The 21,258-nt window shown below is 38.1% G+C and carries 18 protein-coding genes; 3 read left to right on the top strand and 15 right to left on the bottom strand.

The genetic code is table 11. From position 1 onward, the window contains the following. Nucleotides 1-16: 16 nt before the first annotated feature. Nucleotides 17-1,063, bottom strand: a complete 1,047-nt coding sequence (locus TY15_RS10480) for a YkvI family membrane protein (protein ID WP_040204695.1) — start codon at nucleotides 1,061-1,063, stop codon at nucleotides 17-19. A 199-nt stretch (nucleotides 1,064-1,262) separates the two neighbouring features. On the opposite strand from TY15_RS10480, the gene TY15_RS10475 reads away from it, so the two are divergent. After that, a complete protein-coding gene (locus TY15_RS10475; RefSeq protein ID WP_040204694.1) occupies nucleotides 1,263-3,416 on the top strand; it encodes an ATP-dependent Clp protease ATP-binding subunit in 2,154 nt (717 codons plus the stop codon). 43 nt (nucleotides 3,417-3,459) lie between these two features. Here TY15_RS10475 and TY15_RS10470 read toward each other — a convergent pair whose 3' ends face one another. Further along, nucleotides 3,460-5,154 (bottom strand): M3 family oligoendopeptidase, encoded by a 1,695-nt coding sequence (locus TY15_RS10470; RefSeq protein ID WP_040204693.1) that lies wholly within the window; start codon nucleotides 5,152-5,154, stop codon nucleotides 3,460-3,462. Nucleotides 5,155-5,257: 103 nt separating this feature from the next. Next, nucleotides 5,258-5,698, bottom strand: coding sequence for a MarR family winged helix-turn-helix transcriptional regulator (locus TY15_RS10465; protein ID WP_040204692.1), 441 nt, complete (start codon nucleotides 5,696-5,698; stop codon nucleotides 5,258-5,260). 260 nt (nucleotides 5,699-5,958) lie between these two features. Between TY15_RS10465 and TY15_RS10460 the strand changes: the two genes are divergently transcribed. Beyond that, on the top strand, nucleotides 5,959-7,197 hold the full coding sequence (locus TY15_RS10460) for an MFS transporter (protein WP_040204691.1): 1,239 nt from the start codon (nucleotides 5,959-5,961) through the stop codon (nucleotides 7,195-7,197). Nucleotides 7,198-7,228: 31 nt separating this feature from the next. Here TY15_RS10460 and TY15_RS10455 read toward each other — a convergent pair whose 3' ends face one another. Beyond that, nucleotides 7,229-7,777: a hemerythrin domain-containing protein gene (locus TY15_RS10455; protein ID WP_306454188.1), complete on the bottom strand. Its 549-nt coding sequence runs from the start codon at nucleotides 7,775-7,777 to the stop codon at nucleotides 7,229-7,231. A 195-nt stretch (nucleotides 7,778-7,972) separates the two neighbouring features. Here TY15_RS10455 and TY15_RS10450 point away from each other — a divergent pair, with 195 nt between their 5' ends. Then, entirely contained in the window at nucleotides 7,973-8,320 is a 348-nt protein-coding gene (locus TY15_RS10450; RefSeq protein WP_042374405.1) for a hypothetical protein, read from the top strand. Nucleotides 8,321-8,578: 258 nt separating this feature from the next. On the opposite strand, the gene TY15_RS10445 is transcribed toward TY15_RS10450, so the two are convergent. The 11 genes from TY15_RS10445 to TY15_RS10395 all read right to left on the bottom strand — a co-directional run bounded on the left by TY15_RS10445 (nucleotide 8,579) and on the right by TY15_RS10395 (nucleotide 20,999). Then, nucleotides 8,579-8,863 (bottom strand): ferredoxin family protein, encoded by a 285-nt coding sequence (locus tag TY15_RS10445; RefSeq protein WP_040204690.1) that lies wholly within the window; start codon nucleotides 8,861-8,863, stop codon nucleotides 8,579-8,581. Continuing rightward, entirely contained in the window at nucleotides 8,863-10,158 is a 1,296-nt protein-coding gene (locus TY15_RS10440) for an FAD-dependent oxidoreductase (protein WP_040204689.1), read from the bottom strand. Before TY15_RS10440 ends, TY15_RS10445 begins: the two co-directional genes overlap by 1 nt. Further along, on the bottom strand, nucleotides 10,151-11,182 hold the full coding sequence (locus tag TY15_RS10435; protein WP_040204688.1) for an electron transfer flavoprotein subunit alpha/FixB family protein: 1,032 nt from the start codon (nucleotides 11,180-11,182) through the stop codon (nucleotides 10,151-10,153). The genes TY15_RS10440 and TY15_RS10435 overlap by 8 nt, the downstream gene beginning before the upstream one ends. A 35-nt stretch (nucleotides 11,183-11,217) precedes the next feature. Next, nucleotides 11,218-12,042: an electron transfer flavoprotein subunit beta/FixA family protein gene (locus TY15_RS10430; protein ID WP_040204687.1), complete on the bottom strand. Its 825-nt coding sequence runs from the start codon at nucleotides 12,040-12,042 to the stop codon at nucleotides 11,218-11,220. 580 nt (nucleotides 12,043-12,622) lie between these two features. Then, nucleotides 12,623-12,865, bottom strand: coding sequence for an aspartyl-phosphate phosphatase Spo0E family protein (locus TY15_RS10425; RefSeq protein ID WP_040204686.1), 243 nt, complete (start codon nucleotides 12,863-12,865; stop codon nucleotides 12,623-12,625). Nucleotides 12,866-13,179: 314 nt separating this feature from the next. Next, nucleotides 13,180-14,310, bottom strand: coding sequence for a PAS domain-containing sensor histidine kinase (locus TY15_RS10420; protein ID WP_040204685.1), 1,131 nt, complete (start codon nucleotides 14,308-14,310; stop codon nucleotides 13,180-13,182). Between the two features lie 194 nt (nucleotides 14,311-14,504). Next, nucleotides 14,505-16,799, bottom strand: coding sequence for a thiamine pyrophosphate-dependent enzyme (locus TY15_RS10415; RefSeq protein WP_040204684.1), 2,295 nt, complete (start codon nucleotides 16,797-16,799; stop codon nucleotides 14,505-14,507). Further along, complete coding sequence (locus tag TY15_RS10410) at nucleotides 16,799-17,812, bottom strand: 2-oxoacid:acceptor oxidoreductase family protein (protein WP_040204683.1); 1,014 nt, start codon at nucleotides 17,810-17,812, stop codon at nucleotides 16,799-16,801. The genes TY15_RS10415 and TY15_RS10410 overlap by 1 nt, the downstream gene beginning before the upstream one ends. 272 nt (nucleotides 17,813-18,084) lie before the next feature. Continuing rightward, entirely contained in the window at nucleotides 18,085-18,804 is a 720-nt protein-coding gene (locus tag TY15_RS10405) for a LutC/YkgG family protein (RefSeq protein ID WP_040204682.1), read from the bottom strand. A gap of 2 nt (nucleotides 18,805-18,806) precedes the next feature. Beyond that, nucleotides 18,807-20,231 (bottom strand): LutB/LldF family L-lactate oxidation iron-sulfur protein, encoded by a 1,425-nt coding sequence (locus TY15_RS10400; protein ID WP_040204681.1) that lies wholly within the window; start codon nucleotides 20,229-20,231, stop codon nucleotides 18,807-18,809. Between the two features lie 48 nt (nucleotides 20,232-20,279). Next, nucleotides 20,280-20,999, bottom strand: a complete 720-nt coding sequence (locus TY15_RS10395) for a (Fe-S)-binding protein (protein ID WP_040204679.1) — start codon at nucleotides 20,997-20,999, stop codon at nucleotides 20,280-20,282. Nucleotides 21,000-21,258: the final 259 nt, after the last annotated feature.

The raw sequence follows: 21,258 nt of genomic DNA, 5'->3' as shown, positions 1-21,258 counted from the left end.
TGGACAGCTGCTTTCCTTATTTCCGCTCAAATGGGAATGGTTTCATCCATAATAAAATAAAAAAGGACATGCAAATATAACCAAACAATGGATATAAATAGGCTAAAAGAGTGCCATAATGAACAAGACTAATCAGGTAGGACACGGCAAATATCAGAGTAACGGAAATCATAGTTGAAACAGGTATATATTGTTTTAACTGTCGATCTAGTCCAAAAATATTTCCAATCACTGAAGTGAAAATTTCCCCATATATGACGAGAACAAAAATCCAGTAAAAAAATGGAGCGATTCTCTTCATAATAATTGCCATGGGGATTTCATATAATTCAAGATTCGGAAGCATGATTAAGGTAAAATGACTTGAAATTAATATTATTGTTAAGGTCACTCCTCCAAGGATTCCGCCCCATTTAATCGTCCAATCATCCTTTACATCCGATGCAATCGGTACTAATACTGCTTGAGCCAAACCAAGATTTAAAGCAACATACGAAAAAGGTGCTACTACACTTTTCCAGCCATCTTCAGCATGAGGAATAAACACTAATTGATCTAAAAAATGCGGCATTTGAATCGAAAAAAACATAAGGATGACACTGAAGCTAATCATCAACGGAACTACAAATGTATTGACAGCGAATAATCCCTTTGTACCGATGAGCATGACAATAAATGAGAGGAAAATAGTCAAAAAAACACCCACATTTTTTGGTATTCCCAACTGTTCCTCAAACACTGCCCCAGCTCCAGAAAGCATCACTGCACTAACTCCTAGCAGCATAAAAAGCATAAAAATGTTGATGACACGACTAGGCCATTTTCCAAACAAATACTCATTAAACTCTTGATATGATTTTGCATCTATATATGCCGCCATTCTCATTAGTTTCGAACCCAATATGATAAAGAGATAACCGCTCATTAAAATACTTATAAAGCCAAAGAAACCAAATCTTGAAAAAAACTCAACGATTTCTTTTCCTGTGGCAAATCCAGCTCCAACCACAGTTCCTACATAGACTGCCGCAATTTGAAAAGCTTGAGCCCAATTCTTTTTCAACTCATTTCCCCCCTCCTCATCACTATATGACTTAAAGGACAAACAAAGACGAGCTTTTTCTATAATTGGTAAGCATTTCTATAATCAAACTACTTGAAAGTCAAAAAAGGTCAGAGTATACTATTCTCGTAAGGTCAAATATAGTCAAAGTCAAAGTCGAATTAAAAAAATGTATTATATCATAGGAGGTCATTTACTTATGCTTTGTCAACAATGCCAACAAAACCAAGCGAGCATTCATTTAAATCTAAACATTAACGGACAACATAAGGAAATTAAACTCTGCCACAATTGCTATGTAAAGGAAAAACAATCACTTGGTGCCAGATTTAGTCCAAATATGAGTTCATTCACAAACTTTCCATTTGATAATCTATTTATGGCAGGTGGAATTCCACAAGGTCAAGAGCTAGGTGGACATTCACTTCATAATAAAAAGAATCAAACCCAACAAGGTTTTATTGACCAATTTGGCCAAAACTTAACCACCATGGCGAAAGCAGGGTTAATTGATCCGGTCATTGGCAGGGAAAATGAAATAAAAAGAGTCATTGAAATATTAAACAGACGAAACAAAAATAATCCTGTCTTAATTGGGGAGCCTGGTGTCGGGAAAACAGCGATAGCGGAAGGTCTAGCCTTAAAAATATCAACTGGTGATGTCCCAGGCAAATTGCGTAATAAAGAGGTTTATTTATTAGATGTCGCATCCCTTGTAGCCAATACAGGGATTCGAGGTCAATTTGAGGAAAGAATGAAACAATTAATTTCCGAATTAAAACAACGAAAAAATATCATTCTCTTCATTGATGAGATCCATTTATTAGTTGGTGCCGGGTCTGCTGAAGGTTCTATGGACGCAGGGAATATATTAAAACCAGCACTTGCCCGTGGGGAATTACAGGTTGTTGGGGCTACAACCTTAAATGAATATCGCCAGATTGAGAAGGATTCCGCGTTGGAACGCCGCTTCCAGCCGGTTCATGTCCTTGAGCCAACTTTAGAAGCAGCTAAAGCGATTCTCAAAGGGATCCAAAAAAAATATGAAGATTATCATGAAGTAACTTATTCTGAGGAAGCTATTGATGCATGTGTACAATTATCTCAGCGCTATATTCAAGACCGTTTCCTCCCTGACAAAGCCATTGATTTGCTTGATGAAGCTGGTTCCCAATTGAACCTATTATCCGACTTCAAAAACAATGAGCAAATTGAAGCACGTTTAAAAGAGATTTCTAAAGAAAAGGATGAATCCTTGAAAAATGAACAATATGAGAAGGCTGCTCTCCTCCGCGATGAAGAGGTAAAACTGGAAAAGCAAATAAATATTGGATTTACATCAGAACGCCCAATTGTGACTGAATCCCATATTCAAAAAATAATTGAGCAAAAAACAGGAATTCCTGTCGGGAAACTTCAGCAGGATGAACAGTTGAAAATGAAAATTCTTGAAGAAAGCCTGAATAAAAAGGTGATTGGTCAGGAAAAAGCGGTGAAAAAAGTTGCAAAAGCGATTAGACGAAGTCGTGCTGGTTTAAAATCAAAACAACGTCCAATCGGTTCCTTCCTCTTTGTCGGTCCAACTGGAGTAGGGAAAACGGAATTAACGAAAACACTGGCAGAGGAGCTCTTCGGCACAAAGGATTCAATGATTCGTCTCGATATGAGTGAATATATGGAAAAGCACAGTGTTTCAAAATTAATTGGTTCCCCTCCTGGATATATTGGACATGATGAAGCAGGTCAGCTTACAGAAAAAGTTCGTCGAAATCCTTACAGCATTATTTTATTGGATGAAATTGAAAAGGCACATCCAGACGTTCAACATATGTTTTTGCAAATTCTTGAAGACGGTCGACTCACCGACAGTCAAGGGCGGGTTGTCAGCTTTAAGTACACTGTTATCATTATGACAAGTAATGCTGGCGTTAATCACAAAACCATCCATGTAGGCTTTGGAACAAGTGAAGCCATGGAAGAAGCTAGTATTCTTGACTCCCTAGGTAGCTTCTTTAAACCAGAATTCTTAAATCGCTTTGATAGTATCATTGAATTTAATGCCCTTGAACAAGAGCATATTTTGGTGATCGTTGATCTATTGGTGAAGGAACTACAAGAAACATTAACAGAGCAAAATATTGAATTTATGATTACTATGGAAGCAAAAGAAAAATTAGCTGAGCTTGGTTACCATCCAGCTTTTGGAGCACGTCCACTTCGTAGAGTAATTCAAGAACAACTGGAAGATAAAATTGCTGATTTTATTTTAGAACAACCAGATGCCAAGAAGTTAATTACCGTAATGAAGGATAATGAACTTATGGTTGTTTCCGAAACAGTCTCCGTACACTAAGCAAAAAAGCGAAGCCAGATTGCAAAAGGCTTCGCTTTTTTACTTATAAATTTTTATCTTCTACTGAATTGAGCCAATTTTCGATAACTCCAACGACAGATTCCACACAGCCATCCTCAAAAGGAGAAATTAAATTAGCTGCTTCAACAAGCTTGGTAAAGGACAAGCTCCCACCAAGCTTACATAGCTTGACATAATCAGCCCAAGCCTCTTCTTGATTCTCTCTTGACCGCTTCCAGAATTGGAAGGCGCATATTTGTGCAAGCGTATAATCAATATAATAAAATGGCGAGTTAAAAATATGACCTTGGCGTTGCCAAAAACCGCCATTTTCTAAATATTCATTCCCATCATACTTTTTATGCGGTAAATACTTTTTCTCAATTTCCCGCCATTGAAGTTTTCTTTCTTTTGGTGTCGCAGTCGGATTTTCATATACCCAATGCTGAAATTCATCAACGGAAACTCCGTATGGCAAGAATAATAAAGCATCACTTAGATGTGAAAACTTGTATTTATCGGTATCCTCCTTAAAGAATAATTCCATCCATGGCCATGTGAAAAATTCCATACTCATCGAATGTATTTCACAAGCCTCATAAGTCGGCCAATAATACTCTGGAATTTCAAAATGACGGCTGGAATATACCTGGAAGGCATGACCTGCTTCATGTGTCAATACATCAATATCACCTGAAGTTCCGTTGAAATTTGAAAAAATAAATGGTGCCTTATAGTTTTCAATATATGTGCAGTAGCCTCCGCCAGCTTTTCCCTTTTTAGCAACGAGATCCATCAGTTTATTATCTTGCATAAAGCTGAAAAATTCGCCTGTTTCTTTGGAGAGTTGATCATACATTTTTTGCCCATTTTCGATAATCCATTCGGGACGACCCTTTGGAGTCGCATTTCCTGTCTGATAAATAAAGCTTTCATCATAATAGTTTAATTGCTCTAGTCCAAGCCGTTCCTGTTGGCGCGCTTTTAATTTAGTGGCTATCGGCACAATAAAGTCCTTTACCTGACCGCGAAAGTTTGCCACCATTTCCGCGTTATAATCAGTTCTCATCATGCGGTAATAACCAAGTTCAACGAAGTTCTTATAACCAAGTTCCTGGGCTATTTCTGTCCTTACCTTGACAAGGTCATCATAAATTCGGTCCAGCTCTTGCTCATGGGCTGCTAAGAAGCCAAATTTTGCTTCGTTCGCCTGCTTTCTCACATCGCGGTTCGTTGACTGTGTAAATGGCTCTAACTGAGCTAGTGTCCTCTCTTCGCCTTCAAAATTGATTTTTGCCGAAGCCAGGAGTTTAGTATATTCAGTTGATAGACGATTTTCCTTTTGCAGTAATGGAACGATTTCCTGCTTAAATGTTTTCAACTGCCCTTCAGCTAGGGCGAAAAGCTGTTTACCAAACTTATCTTCTAGTTCAGGTCGAAACTTGGAATCCACCAAGGCTTGATAGTATTTCGATACTAAGCCCTCCACTTCAGGCTGAATTTCATCCATATAATCTTGTTCTTCTTTATAAAATTCGTCGTTTGTATCAATTGAATGACGTATATAGCAAAGGTTAAACATGGTTCCAAGATCATTTCTCAGCTCATTTACCTTATACATAGCCTTAATTTGTTCCTCTATTGTGCCCGCGTGATTAAAATCGTCTAACGCAGCAGTAAACTTAGTTGTTATGTTTGTAAGGTTTGGTCGTTCATATGTATAACTTTCAAAGCTCATTCGATTCTCCCCTTTTTACAATATTTTCAATTTTCTAACCCATTCAATTATACACTATCTATACTATTCCTCACTATAAAAAAAATACGACCAGTTGGCCGTATTAAAATTTACCTGCAGGTAAACCCAATTTTTTTAACAAGTCAATAGCTTCCTTTTTTTCGGAATCAGATAGACTCGACATAAGCGAATCAATTTGCTTCGCATGTTCTGGAAAAATGTCTTGAATAAACTTTTTCCCCTCTTCTGTAATTTGAGCATATGTTACCCGTCGGTCTTTTGGGCAGGCCGTTCTTCTCAGCATGCCTTTTTGTTCAAGCTTATCAACCACATAGGTGATACTGCCACTCGCGAGCAAAATTTTCCCACCAATTTGTTGCATAGGCTGGTCTCCTTTATGATACAGGAGTTCTAACACGGCAAATTCGGTTGGATTTAACCCATTGGTTTGAATGACTTTATTTACGTGTTCATTAATTGCTTTATATGCTCGGGAAAGGACAATAAATAGCTTTAATGACTTTGCGACTGAATCATTTTCCATCAAAAACTCATCCTTTTATGTTAGTTATAATATAGTCTACAGCTTTAGTAGCCAGCGTACTAAATTATCTCGATTTCAAAGTTTATTATAAAAAACTTTTTCAGTGCTGTCAATTTTCTACCTGTCAATTTATTCTATCCTCCGTAAAAGCTGAAGAAAAGTTTAAAAATTCCGAAATTAAAAATAAATCCTTTCTTATTCTTGGTATTCAGTAGTAAGATAGGAGAGAAATAGACTAGTATGAAAAAAGAAGGGATAGAATGAGTCAACAAGCAGTTTTACCTACGAAGGCCCCGAACGCCTCCGAATCAACCATGTATAAAATTTTGTTTATCATTGGGTTATGCCATTTATTGAATGATGCCATTCAAGCGGTTGTGCCGGCTATGTTTCCAATTCTCGAAAAATCAATGGGATTAAGCTTTACCCAACTCGGAATCATTGCCTTCTCCTTAAATATGGTATCATCTGTTATGCAGCCAGTCGTTGGATATGTAACGGATAAAAAACCAATGCCCTACGCCCTCCCTATCGGGCTCACCTTCACATTGTTCGGTATTCTTGGACTAGGGTTTGCATCCAGTTTTACGATGATCGTTCTTTCCGTTTTATTCATCGGTCTTGGTTCAGCAGTATTTCATCCAGAAGGCTCAAGAGTTGCCTACATGGCTGCCGGAAATCGGCGAGGACTTGCCCAATCCATTTATCAAGTCGGGGGTAATACTGGTCAGGCATTGGCACCCGTCATAACTGCTCTCATTTTGGTTCCACTCGGACAAATCGGCGCATCCTGGTTTACTATCGTCGCGGCACTTGCAGTTTTGTTATTATTTTATATTGCTAATTGGTATCATCATCGGTTGATCACTGCGCCAAAGCCTGCACAGAAAAAGAAAACGAACAAGGGGAAGCAAAAAGGGATATCGAAAGAGGTTAGAAATAGCTTACTATTGATTCTACTTTTAATCTTTGCTAGAACGTGGTATACCTCTGGAATGACCAATTTCTATACATTCTATGCGATTAAAGAATATGCTCTTACCATTAAACAATCCCAATTCTTTTTATTCGCATTTCTAGTATCCGGTGCCATCGGTACATTCTTTGGAGGACCGTTGTCAGACCGATTTGGAAAGAAAACCATCATTTCTTTTTCCATGCTGGCAACCGTTCCCTTTTCAATACTAATTCCATATGTCCCACCTACTATTGCGTTTGTCTTTCTCGTAATAACGGGATTTATATTGATGACTAGTTTTTCTGTTACAGTGGTGTATGCACAGGAATTAGTTCCGGGGAAGATTGGTACAATGTCTGGTTTAACGGTCGGTCTTGCATTTGGGATGGGGGCAATTGGTTCAGTGGGGCTAGGTTCGATTGCCGACTGGATTGGTTTGCAGTCAATGATCACATGGCTCGGCGTATTACCATTGCTAGGTATAATCGCATTTCTTCTTCCAAGCGATCAAAAAGTGTGGGAGTGGAATCAAATAAAATAACGGGAAGGGCACTCATGCCCATCCCGTTATTTTATTTGATTTCTTGTATTCTTTGCAATAGCTCTTTCTTTTCATTATCTGTTAGCATTCTTTCAGCCATAGGAAATAAGACATTTTCCTCTTTCGCGAAATGTTCGGTTAAAATAAAGTAAGCATTTTGAATTAATTCGGCTAATTTCTTCTTTTCATCATTTACTGAATGTCCGCTTTCTACCCTAGAGAGGAAAGCAGCAATTTTTTCCTTTGCTTGGTCATGTTCATATTCCATTACTGCAATCGGTCCTGAAGTTGTCCCAATATAGACACCCATCATCGGAAAAAGAACACCTTCTTCTCTTTCTGAGTGTGGATCAAGAGCATTCTTAAATTCCTTCACCTTTATGATTAATTCACTAAAGTGATTTTCCACGTCAATTTCTTGCATTATTTGCTGTGTTAAAACGAACATTCCTTCTAACTGTTCTAATAATGGCGGGTGCTCACTTTTTAATTGTTTAAGTCCTTCACTTAGTACAGCTGGGGGCATTCCCCCAAAACCACTCATACAGCCACTCATCATTTCCACCTCTATCAATTTCATTTGCCTCAAGTATAAAAGCATCCAATCTTTATTGTAGTGACGGAGGTCACTGTTATTAAAATTGTTTATAGATAGCTAGGTTTTATCTATTTTGTAAAAATAATTAATTTTTACGAATTATTTTAACAATTATCACACAAAAATGGAGGCACTATCACATATAATATAGATAGAACTTTAAGGGAGGAATTGAAAATGAAAACTCCAAATTATCATGACTTTTATGAAAAGGCATTAATCCCCATTGGCTTAAACGACATGAGGTCACTACAAGAATCCGATGCCTACACCTCGCGTTTAGAGCAAACCCATTGGCTCATTGCAGTAGAAGGGGTCCAACTTCCACAGCCAAAGATTTACTACCAGTGGAAGGTAAGTATATATCCGGCGAATGCTGAAGGTGATTTTAATTGGAAGAAACCATTTTATTGTTCAACCAACATGAAATTAATTGATGAAGCCATCTCCCTAGCTTCCACAATCGTTTCATCGAGCCAAAAGGATGAACTTACCTCAACAACCCTATTAGAGAAAATAAGCTAACCCCCCAAATACTTATCTTCTGTTTCACCTTCTTTTTATCCTCACTTGTGAAAAAATCTACATATAGTGATTTTATATCCTTACATAATGAGAAGAAAAAATGATTTAGAATGGAACATAACAGAAAGCTGTATATTATGCTTAACATCCATCGTAAAAAGTGCTGCTGGTCCAGCCAGCAGCACTTTTTTTAGAAACAAAATTTGTATGTTTCGACTTTGAGAATTGTCCAGCGCCCGGAGCTTTTCGTGAATAAAATTAAGCTAGTCGGAACACAATTCCATGTCCGCCTTTTGGATATTCCCATTTAATATTTTGATATGGACAGCCGATGCGGCAACTGCCACATTCATGACAGCCTTCATAGCCTACCTGCATCCTTGTTCCTTCCCATTTATAAACCTCAGCTGGGCAAAATACTGTACAAATTTTATCTGGACATTGAGTCATACAAACATCGTGATCAAGCACGGTTAAATGTGACTTTGTATCACACTTAAACCTCAGCAGATACTGTTTTTCCTCGATATTCTTCGTTGACATTATTTCACCGCCTTCCAAGCACGATAAATATCTTGTATTACCCGAATCGTTCCTCTTTCTTGTGTTACCTTCTTCATGATCTGTTTTTGTTTATCTCGTTTTGGTGTTCCATCTACTGTAAAGAATTTGCTCATTGCCTGGTTCATCATTGGTACGTACTCATTAAAGTATTGTGGATATTTTTCAAACGTATGAGCTGCATCTTTGTATTTCTCTAAGTCTTTCATAATAAAGCTGCCGTAAAGCTTTTCTCTGTAGAGATTTAAACTTGCCTCTGAAAAATCGCCTCGATGTTTTGCCTCGATTACGGTTTCAGCAGCTAATAAGCCTGAGTGCATCGCCATGTTCGAGCCTTCACGATGAATCGCATTAACTAATTGGGCAGCATCTCCAACAACGATTACACCATTCCCTGCTACCTTTGGAACAGAGCGAAAACCACCTTCAGGTATTAGATGGGCAAGATACTCTGCAGATTCCCCGCCAACAATTAGTGGTTTCACCATTGGGTGGTTTTTCAAGTAATCTAATAGTTCATATGGCTTTAGTTTCGCTTTGATCATACTTGAGAGGGTTGTTCCTACCCCAATATTTAAACTGTCCTTATTCGTATAAATAAAGGCAGTTCCCAGATTTCCTTTTGTAGAATCCCCGAAAATTTCTATAGTCGTACCCTGGTTATCTTCAAGATTAAAACGGTCATTAATTTTTTCTTTCGGTAGGTTAATCACTTCCATTACGGTTAAAGCTACTTCATCGGGACGAAATTCCTTGTGAAACCCCAATTGTTTAGAAAGGAGTGAATTTACCCCGTCTGCAAGGACAACAACATCCGCATACACCTCACCATTCGGACGATCAGTGCGGACTCCAACAACCTTCCCATTTTCAACAATACATTCTAGTACCACTGTTTCGTTGATAAGTAGAGCCCCTGCTTCTACCGCCTTCCCTGCAAACCATTGATCAAATTGGGCCCGTAGGACTGTAAAGTTATTATATGGTTCTGCTGCCCATTCAAGACCTTTATAGCCGAAAGAAACAACAGATTCTTTATCCATCATCCAAAATCTCTGCTCGATCACAGGTCTCTCAAGCGGTGCTTCCTTCCAAAACTCAGGGATTAGCTCTTCCATTTGCTTGCGGTACAATACACCACCCATTACGTTTTTTGCTCCAGGGTATTCCCCTCTTTCAATAAGCAATACATTTAATCCACTTTTTGCACAAGTTAGTGCACACGCTGTACCAGCTGGGCCAGCCCCAACAACAATGACATCAAACTTTTCAGGCATAGCTCATTTCACCGCCCTTTTCTGTTCTAAGCTGCTTAAATTGCTCAATTAATTTTGGTACGATTTCCAGTGCATCACCGACAATTCCATAGGTCGCGACATCAAATATAGGTGCATTCGGGTCTTTGTTGATCGCAATAATAAACTCAGAATTTTTCATGCCAACGACATGCTGAATCGCACCTGAAATGCCAATTGCGAAATAAATCTTTGGCGTTACCGTTTCGCCCGTTTGGCCAACTTGCTGCTCATGTGGAAGCCAACCAGCTTCAACAACATCACGGGTACCACCAACACTTGCCCCAATTGTATCTGCTAATTCATGTATAAGCTGAAAATTTTGGAGATCTCCCATTCCCTTGCCACCGCAAACAATCACATGAGCATCAGCTATACTTACTTTTTTTGTTACGTCATTCACAATTTGTAGTACTTTTGTGCGCATATCTTCTTCTTTTAAATCTATTTTCTCTTCAATAATTTTTCCCACTCTTGCTGAATCTGGATCCAAGGCTTTCATTACCTTTGGTCTAACCGTTGCCATTTGCGGGCGATGCTTCTTACAAAGAATCGTTGCCATAATATTACCGCCAAAGGCAGGACGACTCGCCTCTAGTAATCTATTCGTTACATCCACATCCAGCATGGTAGTGTCGGCGGTCAAACCTGTCGATAAATCAGTTGCCACGGCACTTGCTAAATCCTTCCCATTGGGGGTTGCCCCATACAGGATGATCTCTGGTTTATATTTTCGAGCTAATAGCATAACTCCCTGCATGTAGGACTCTGTTCGGTATTGTTTTAAGACAGGATGATCAACCAAGTACACCTCATCTGCACCATAAGAAATCACTTGATTGGCAACAGACTTAATTTCATGTCCCAGTAAAAATCCCGCTAATGGTACTTCTAATTTATCTGCTAGCTTTCTACCGGCGCCTAACAATTCTAGGGAAACCCCTTCAATATTACGTTCGTTTTGTTCGATAAATACCCAGACTCCACGATAATCGTCTAGATTCATATAAACCCCTCCCTCAAACAGCTGAATAAACTTTATTATTTAGATGATTGTATCGATAATAGGTCTTTTTTCTCCATTAAGACATCCATAAGCTGTTTCACTTGCTCATCAGCTGGACCCTCTAGTCTTTTCCCACCTTCTGGACGTGGAGGTGTAAACATTTTTCCAACAATCGTCGGTGAACCTTTTAATCCCAGTTGTGTTCGCTCAACTTTTTCCAGATCACTAACTGCCCAAATAATAGGTTCATATCTAGCTGCCCTAATCATGTTTGGCATTGGCGAATACTCAATACCATTGATTTCCTTTTCGACTGTTAACAAGCAGGGAATTTCTGATTGTATTAATTCATAGCCATTTGTTAATTTTCGTTTAATTAGCACGGTTTTTTCTTTTTGGTTAACCTCTGTTACTTCAATTACGTTTGTTACAGGTGGAATATCCATTCTACGAGCAATACCTGGTCCAACTTGACCTGTATCACCATCAATTGCATGTTTTCCACAGATTACCATATCTACTGGAAGTTCCTTGTTAATTCTTTCTAAGGCCTTTGAAAGTGCATAACTTGTTGCAAGGGTATCTGCACCGGCAAACGCTCTGTCGCTGATTAAATAGCCTCTATCTGCCCCTATCTCAATACTTTTTTTAATAACCGCTGTTGCCTGTGGTGGGCCCATCGATAACACCGAAATCGTGCCCCCCGTTTTTTCTTTGATTTTTACCGCCTCTTGAACAGCATGTGCATCGTAAGGATTCAAGATTGCTGGAGCACTTCTGCGGTCGAGTGTGTTAGTTTTCGGATTAATTTTAATGATTTTTGTATCTGGTACTTGTTTGACACATACGACAATATGCATGTAGAACTTCCCCTCCCCCAACTGAACTATGATTATTGAAAGCGTTTGCTTTCTTTGGTTATAAAAAATGCCTTTATTAACGATATATGAATCGCAACACAAGCATAGTACCAAACAAAAATTGTTTTTTCGTTTTACCTAATAAAACTGAAATAATATAGATAATGGATATGACCTTGATTATTGTGCTGTTTCACAGAAGTAGTATCGACAAAGCGAAAATAGTTGAAGTATGACTAATTGTGGTAACCTATGTAGATAATCATGATGAGAGTTTTCAATAAAATATTTCTAATATAACTATATGAAATATTGAGATATAAACAATGATAAAAATCACAGCGATGTTTAATTTTATAAAATAGTAAAAAATGGATTTTTATAAAAAGGAAGGATGCAAATAATTTCTCAAAGGGATTTGAAAGGGGGATGGGCCATTCTTTACAGTGTTCGAGAGAAGATTCTAACCATTGTCGTGCAGCAGAATCAAATAACAAATTACAGCGGAAGGCCTTCTTGTAGTTTAATCTTTTAACGTAAATAAGTAATTTGAAGGCCTTTATATGATTGCTTTTGGTGATTATACTAAAACTTTTGGCCAAATCATGATCATTTGTTTAAAAGCAAATTTCACTTCTTCATTTTTCCTATGTGTTTGCTCACAAGCTTTTTGGTACTTGTTTATTAATTCATCAAGTTCTTGGCTATATTTGATTGTTTCTTCACTTGTAAACCCAAGTTGGTATGCACTATTAATCATTAATTCCCTTTTGGCTTTTATCTCTTCAATCATTTCTACATGATTATTACTTTCCTTGTACAATGTTATCCTCCTACCTTACGTTCTTACTGTAAATCATTAAAAAATAGACTACTTGAAGAATTATGACAATAAAATTCTTAAAAGTAAATACAATCGCAAAAGTAGACAAAACATTCTATTTCTTTCGATATTCGACAATTTCTTTGCGGTTTTTCATGAATTTATGACATTGCCAACTGTCCGTATATCTATTTTTTCACAAAATAATAGGGTGATCAAAGGGAATCTGATCACCTCAGTTCCCTTTGGAAGCAGAAAAAAAAGGAGGAATTTTAACTTTAATAAAATGGCCTTCTCAGGTCACTAAAGAGGGGCTAAAGCAATTGATCATCTTTAATAGGAGATAGAGGCAACTCAATAGTAAATATAGTTCCGCGTCCTTCTTCGCTTTCAATCGAAATGGTTCCCTGATGTTCAGCAATGATTCGATAACTGACCATTAATCCCAGTCCAGTACCACGTGCTTTTGTTGTATAGAAGGGTTCACCAAGTTTTTTTATCTTTTCCTTCGCGATACCAGTTCCCTCATCCTTAATACTGATCTGAATTCGCTGATTCCTCTTTTTCTTAATAGTGATTGTGATATTACCGCCATTAGGCATCACTTCGATAGCATTTTTAATTAAATTTATGAACACCTTTTTCAATTGATTAGGTTCACAAAACACAAGAGGAAGTTTGTTATTATACATTGTGACAAATTGAATGTTATGAAGAACAGCCTGTGCAGAAAGGAGGTCAGTCGTTTCCTTCATAATCTGCTTGATATCCTTCTCTTGATATTTGATTGCCTGTGGTTTTGCAAGAAGTAAAAACTCATTAATAATCGTATCAATCCGTTGGAGTTCAGAGGTAATTACTTGATAATACATCGCATGTTCATTCATCATGCTACTTTCAAGTAATTGGATGAATCCCTTTAATGCTGTTAAAGGATTTCGAATTTCATGAGCAATCCCTGCAGCGAGCTCACCGATTACAGTCAATGTGTCAGATTTTCGCAGTTGTTCTTGCATTTCCACTTTCTCTGTAACATCCTTAAAGACTGTAAAATTCACCCCACTCCAAATATCAAGTTTTGAAGAGCAATCAAAATATTTCTTTATGCCATCATTATCTTCAAAGATGAGGGTAGAACCAATTTGGCCATTTTGAAGTACCTCGTCAATATGTCGCAATATTTCTTGCTTGCCCTCTTCCTGAATGGTATGTGGATCATAGACTCGGGACCCAATTAATTTCTCCTTTGGCACACCAATCATGTTCACTCCTGCACTATTCACATCAATAATATAATGGTCGTGATCCCAAAGGAGAAACCCGTCCATAGTTTGTTCAAAAATGAGTCTGTATTTTTGTTCGCTTTCCAGCAAATCGGTTCCCATCATCTGTTTTTTTCTATTATCAAGAGGTAAAGCAACTTCCTGCTTGAACTGCTTCTCCACTTAAGCCACCTCGCGAACATCATTAATTAAAATAAATATAATAGCTGATATATTCTACATAAATCGCGAATAATCCTTTTATGATGACAATATTTCCCCAGAAAAATACTATTATTATGACTTTCTCTGAATAACACGAAAACGCAAAGCATGTCACATGCTTTGCGTTCTAATTTATGCCTATTTATCATTTTTTATAGCATTGGGTTTTCGTGCTTCGCTTTTAATCGTAGCCATCTTTTCTCAACTTCTTCTTCGAAATCTGCTAAAATATGTTTGTTTTCATCTTTTAGCAGATGTTTCGTTTTACCCATGTATACTAACCAATCGGCAAGTGCGATTCGTTTATTCTTTTCCTCTGGGTTATACGTAATCGTTGTAACACCTTGTTCAACCTCATAAAGTGGGAAGAAGCAAGAATTTACTGCTGCTTCAACAATTTTTGTACCGTAACGATCATCAGATTTCCAATTTAGAGGGCAAGTAATCAGAAGTTTTCCGTAAACAGTTCCAACATTTTGCGCATACCACTGTGCTTTTGCACCTTTCTTTACCAAGTCTTGTGGAAAAGCCTCTGAGCCCGTAAATACATAAGGTATATTTGTAGAAGCCATGATTTGCGCTGTATCTTTATGATGGAAAGCCTTTCCGCGCTGCTCCTTCCCTACACCAGATGTACTAGTCATATGACCTATTGGCGTAGAATAAGACATTTGTGAACCTGTATTCATATAGCCTTCATTATCATACTCAAGCATGATTAACTTATGTCCACGAAGGGCAGTTCCAATGGCAGAACCCATTCCAATGTCCATACCGCCATCGCCAGTAATCATGACAAAAGTTGCATCATCTGAAACTTCAATTTCACCACGACGTTTCAATTCCATGAAAGCTTCTAGCGTACCTGACAATGTAGCTGCGCCATTTTGGAATAGATTGTGCATCATTGTTTGTTTATGTGAGGTACTTGGGTAACCAGTTGTCGTAACATAGGCACAACCAGTTTGGAATAATGTTACAATATCTCCTTCGATACCTTTAAAGAATAATTCAAGTCCAGCAAAAATCCCACACCCTGGGCATGCGCCATGTCCTGAGGCTATTCGTTTCGGCTTTCCTGTCAGAGCACGAAGCGGAGGAATCTTCACCTTTAATTTATTTGTTTCTTCATCCATTTTTACATCAATTAACCCAGTCTTAAATACTTCCCCAGACTGTGGCAAAATGACAGGCTTCAAAACATTTTCAGGATTACCCGGAATATGACCATAGTAATCAAAAGGCTTTTCAGCATACCCCTTCTCCATTGCATCAATTGCCATTTCAAAGAAGGCGTGGGCATCATCAGCATAGAAATCCTTACCGCCAAGACCAAATACTCGGCTTAATACCATGGTCTTGTTATCTTTGTCATCTTGAAGGGCTGATTTCACTTCATGAGTTAAGTTTGGTCCATGGGCACCATAGGAATCAGCACGTTCACCCACTAATACTGATTTTACATTTTTAAGCGCTTCACGGATTTCCTTCGCTGGGAATGGACGGATAATGTTAGGGCTGATTACACCAGCCTTGACTCCTTTTTCACGGAGCTGGTCTACTACATCTTTAGCAGATTCTGCAGCAGAATTTAATAGGAATAACGCTACATCAGCATCCTCCATTTTATATAAGTCTAGCACAGGATATTCTCTTCCAGAAAGCTTTGCATATTCCTCAGCTACTTCTTTAAAAACCTCACCTGCATTGTACATGGCTTCTGATTGTTGGAAGTGATTGTTGATGAAATCATCCCCACTCATATGGGCACCAACCGTTACAGGCTTCCGTAAATCTCTAACAAAGTTATAATCGGTTGGACATTCACCAACAAATTTTTGTACAACAGAACGATCCTTGAAATATTCTACTCTACGTTTTTGGTGGGATGTAAAGAATCCATCATAGGCAACAATTACTGGTAAGCGGACTTTTGAATGCTCAGCAATTTTTAATGCCATTATATTCATGTCGTAAACAGCTTGTGGTGTCTTTGCAGTTAAAATAACCCAACCCGTATTTAATGCATAATAAAGGTCGGAATGATCGCCGCGAATATCTAGTGGTCCACTTACAGCACGAGTCACTAAATTCATAACCATTGGAAACCTTGTTCCCGATTGGACAGGCATTTGTTCAAGCATGTATAAGAAACCATTTGCACTTGTAGCATTGATGACACGCGCACCAGTAGCGGCTGCCCCATAGCAAATACCCGCTGAGCCGTGTTCTCCATCTGCAGGAATTAGTTTAATATCATGCTCGCCACGTGTTTTCATTTGATCTAAAAATTGGGCTACCTCTGTGGAAGGGGTTATCGGGAAATATCCCATGATATGATAATTAATTTGCGCAGCTGCGGTTGCCGCCATTTCGTTTCCTGACTCAAATGTTGAAATCTGCTCCGCAATGCCTTGTGTTGATAATTTTTCTTCTAAAATAGACATTATTGAATCCCCCCTGCTACATAAGGAAAGTTTTGTTTTACTCGGTTTTCGTCTGCATACCCTAGCAGTTCACGAAGATCGCCTAGTGCATCAGTGGGACAAGATTCCACGCATTTTAAGCAGCCTTTGCAATATTGATAATCGATACCTTTAAGGAACATTTGCTTTCTGCCGCGCTTATCTTCTCCCTCTTCCCAAACAAAACAAAAATCCGGACAAACATTATCACAAGCAGCACAATGGATACATTTTTCTTGTTGGAACTCTGGAAGAAATCCTTGGCGAGATCCACTTAAATCTTTAAAAATACTATTTGCTTGGGAAACCATGACACCACCAATTTCTTGTGTCATATAACCAAGCCTTGGCAATGAACGGGTGAAAGCTTTTCCTTCTGCCCCAACAGGCACTTCATATGTTTTAAATTTAACTTCATTATATCCGCGGTCAAAAGTACGAATATTCGGTTCAACTAGATGTGGGTATTTTTTTGTAAAGGTTTTTCGAATCACGTCTCGCATTGATTCTGGATCAAGAAAATCACAAATTCGATATAAAGCACCAAGCATGGCTGTATTTACTTTTGTTTTTTCTTCAACAGCAATGGAAAGCGCATCAACGATAGCAAGAGTACCGTACTCAAGCTGTAAATCCTTTTTAACTTCATCAAATTCTCTCTCCGTATTGACTAATACGATTCCTCCAGCATCTAAACCACTAACAACATTAACTGTTCTATATAATGCTTCATGAAAAACCCCCACAATGTGTGGCTGTTCAATTGGGCTATGATCTCTAATTTCAACATCTGGTTCACAAAACCGGATGAAACTCTTTACTGGAGAACCTTTCTTTTCAGACCCATAGGATGAAAAATTGGAACCTCTTAAACCAAGACTTAAAACGCCAGCTTCTGCCAACATTTTTCCAGCTAGATTCGCTCCTAAACCACCAATTGATTCTAGTCGAATTTCAAAAAAACCTAGCTCATTTTTTTTCGGTAAAATAGACAATACTATCCCTCCCCAAACTCGTTAAAAAAAGACATAAAAACTTAACTTCCCCAACTTTATTGTAGGACTATCGATTTTTTTTTGCTGTGACAAATGTCAAACATTCAAAAACTTTTTCTATAACACAGGTTAGTTTTATTTCAAAACCTTTCATTTATATACCTTTACAACAAATTTTAATTATATAACAGCAAGGTCATTGTAATATAACAGCAATTCAAACAAAGAAAAAGGTCTGTATTCTCAAGAGAGGTACAGACCTTTTTCTTATTTCACAAATCATTAATAACTATATAGGTTGCCTTAACAGGTCCATGGACCCCAACGACAAGGTTTAACTCAATATCTGCTGAATTACTTGGCCCTGTGATAAAATTTATACAAGAAGCAACTTGTCCATTTTCCGCATGGATGTCACGCATTTTTTGCGCAGCTTGTGTCATTCGAGGTACCAAGGTACTCTTGGGAACTAGTGCAATATAGGTTGTTGGTAAAAAACTAACTGTTCGCCCTTTATTTTTATCACTGAACAAAACGACTGTTCCTGATTCTGCTAACGTGATTTCACTAATCGTAATGCCAATAGCAGCCTTTTCCGCTTTACCTATGTTCTCATCACCCTTATTGTGATCCCACTTGTAAACATCTATATTTTGACTTGGCCACTCGTCACTCATTAATGAATCAAGTCCCCATTGAACAAAACGCTCATCCTTCCAAGTGACAATTGGACCACCTCCATAGCTAGAGACCACATCGTTAAGAGTAGTTGCTAATTCCTTGCTATCTGTGACATATAGCTGGGTATGGATTTTTGTACATTGTTCCTTCAAAACTTCTAACAACTCATCCTGAGAAGCATTTTTCAACACTTCATATTGCGGACTGAATTTCCATTTTGGCCTTTCAACTGGAGAGGAAATACGCGGGCGTCTTAGCTGGTTGGCTATTTGATTTAAAAAACCATCTCGATTTTGAATTGTTCCTGCCATGATCACTTATCTCCTTTTTCACGATTTTTAAACCAATCTCTAAATCGTTCTTTATTTGGAGCCGGAAACTCACGAATATCCGTCCATGCCTTTAATGGCCCCGGTCCTTTAGAAATCTTATCACCAACCGTGAAAGGATTCATGGCAACTGGAGCAAATTTTGAGCCCAACTTATACAAAGTCGGGGATGCTGCACCTAACCCAAATGCCTTCATCGCCAGTTTTTCCGATATTGGAGCTTTCCCTTCTCTCTCCACAATCACTTCACGATGCTTATGTAAAAGATTATGTAAGGGTATTTTTACAGGGCATACCTCCGTACAAGCTCCACAAAGTGTTGATGCATATGGTAATTCCTTATATTCCTCATATCCACCTAGAAGAGGAGATAGGACAGCACCAATCGGTCCTGAATAAATCGAACCATAAGAGTGTCCACCCACATGACGATAAACTGGGCAAACATTAATGCAAGCCGCACAACGGATACATTGTAATACTGATTGAAATTCACTACCAAGAATTTTGGACCTGCCATTATCAACTATAACGAGATGGAATTCTTCTGGACCATCTACATCTAATTCTTGCCTTGGACCCGTTAAAACGGTTATATAACTTGTTAATTTTTGTCCTACCGCGCTTCTAGTTAATAAACTAACGAGAACTTCCATTTCTTCGAAAGTAGGGACAAGTCTTTCCATACCCATAACAGTAATTAATGTTTTGGGTAACGCAGTGACTAAATCTGCGTTTCCTTCATTGGTGACTAAACTAATTGACCCTGTTTCCGCTATGGCAAAGTTACAGCCAGTGATGCCTATATCCGCAGTAAGGTATTCCTTCCGCAGCATTTCACGGGCATGCCAGGCTAATTCTTCTGGTTTTGAAGATTTTGTATAACCAAGTTTTTCTGTAAATACATCCCGAATTTGTTCTTTATTTTTATGTAAAGCTGGAACTACAATATGTGAAGGTGGTTCGTGATCATCCACCTGTAGGATGTACTCACCAAGATCCGTTTCAATTACTTCGCAGCCTTCCTGCTCCAAAACGGCATTTAGTGAAATCTCTTCCGTCACCATTGATTTAGCTTTAACAATTTTCTTTGCATTTTTTTTGTGAACGATGCTTTTTATATATTGATTTGCCTCTTCTTTGGTCTGCGCGAAAAATACATGTCCTCCTCGTTTAGCAACATTCTCACTTAACTGCTCCAGGTAATAATCCAAGTTCTCTAATACGTGTTGACGGATTTCTTCCCCATGCGAGCGCCAATCCTCCCAATTTCCTAGTTCGTCTGCAGCAATATGTCTTTTTTTCCCCATCCCATCCTGTGCACTAGCTACTGCACCGCGCATAAAACCGTCATGAATTCCTTTATCAACACGTTCCTTAAATTGATCCGTGCTAATTTTCATCGCCATATATTGACTCCTCCACTCATGTTTATGATCAATCTACCTAGTAAACTATTATCCGCGACTGTTTAATACTTCAGCTATATGCAACACCTTTATTGGCATTCCTTTTCGCTCTATTCTTCCTCCAATATTCATCAAGCAGGCTGCATCCGCTCCAATAAGATACTCTGCTCCTGTTTCTTCTACGTGCCTAACTTTTTCATCCACCATTTGCTCAGAAATTTGCGCCATCTTTACAGAAAAAGTTCCGCCAAACCCACAGCATTGTTCCTTGCCAGGTAATTCAGTGAATTTTAAACCTCGAACATTTTTCAAAAGGATCATCGGCGCTTCTTTCACACCTAGTAATCTAGTCATATGACAGGATGTATGGTATGTGACACTTCCTTCGAAATGGGCACCAACATCTTCAACCTTTAAAATATCGACGATAAATTGGGTTAATTCAAATGACTTTTCTGCCAATGTTTTCGCCTTTGATTCCCAAACAGGATCTCCCTTAAATATGTGTGGATATTCGTGGAACATAGTAATGCATGAACCAGATGGTGACACCACGTACTCAGCATCAATAAAAGTATCAATCATCCGTTTCATCGCATCCTTAGATTCTTTTACATATCCGCTGTTATATGCTGGTTGACCACAACAAACTTGAGATTCAGGAAATTCAATTTCACATCCTAGCTTTTCCAGCAATTCCACTGTTGCCTTTCCTACATTTCCTTGAAAAAGATCGACAATACACGTTGCAAAAAGAGTTACCTTCATGATTGACTACCACTCCCAAATTTTGGTTTACACTTATTTAAAAATAAAACAGGTCATCTGATGACTTGTATAAAAAAATTATTAATATTTTTAATACTACAATAAACACCCACCATTATGAAAGTGCCTTCATTTTTTTACTATTTATCATTCGAAAAATAAGATGTAGTAACTTTCAATCTAACCATTTCTCAAGAAAAATTGTTAAATTGAAAATACTTTTGGAGAATTTCCTCTACATTTTCTAAATGAAACAACA

Source organism: Neobacillus jeddahensis, assembly GCF_000612625.1.
In the GTDB taxonomy this organism is placed as follows: Bacteria; Bacillota; Bacilli; order Bacillales; family Cytobacillaceae; genus Neobacillus; species Neobacillus jeddahensis.
The sequence above is the reverse complement of the archived record's forward strand: the minus strand, read 5'-3'. Positions and strand labels throughout refer to the sequence as shown.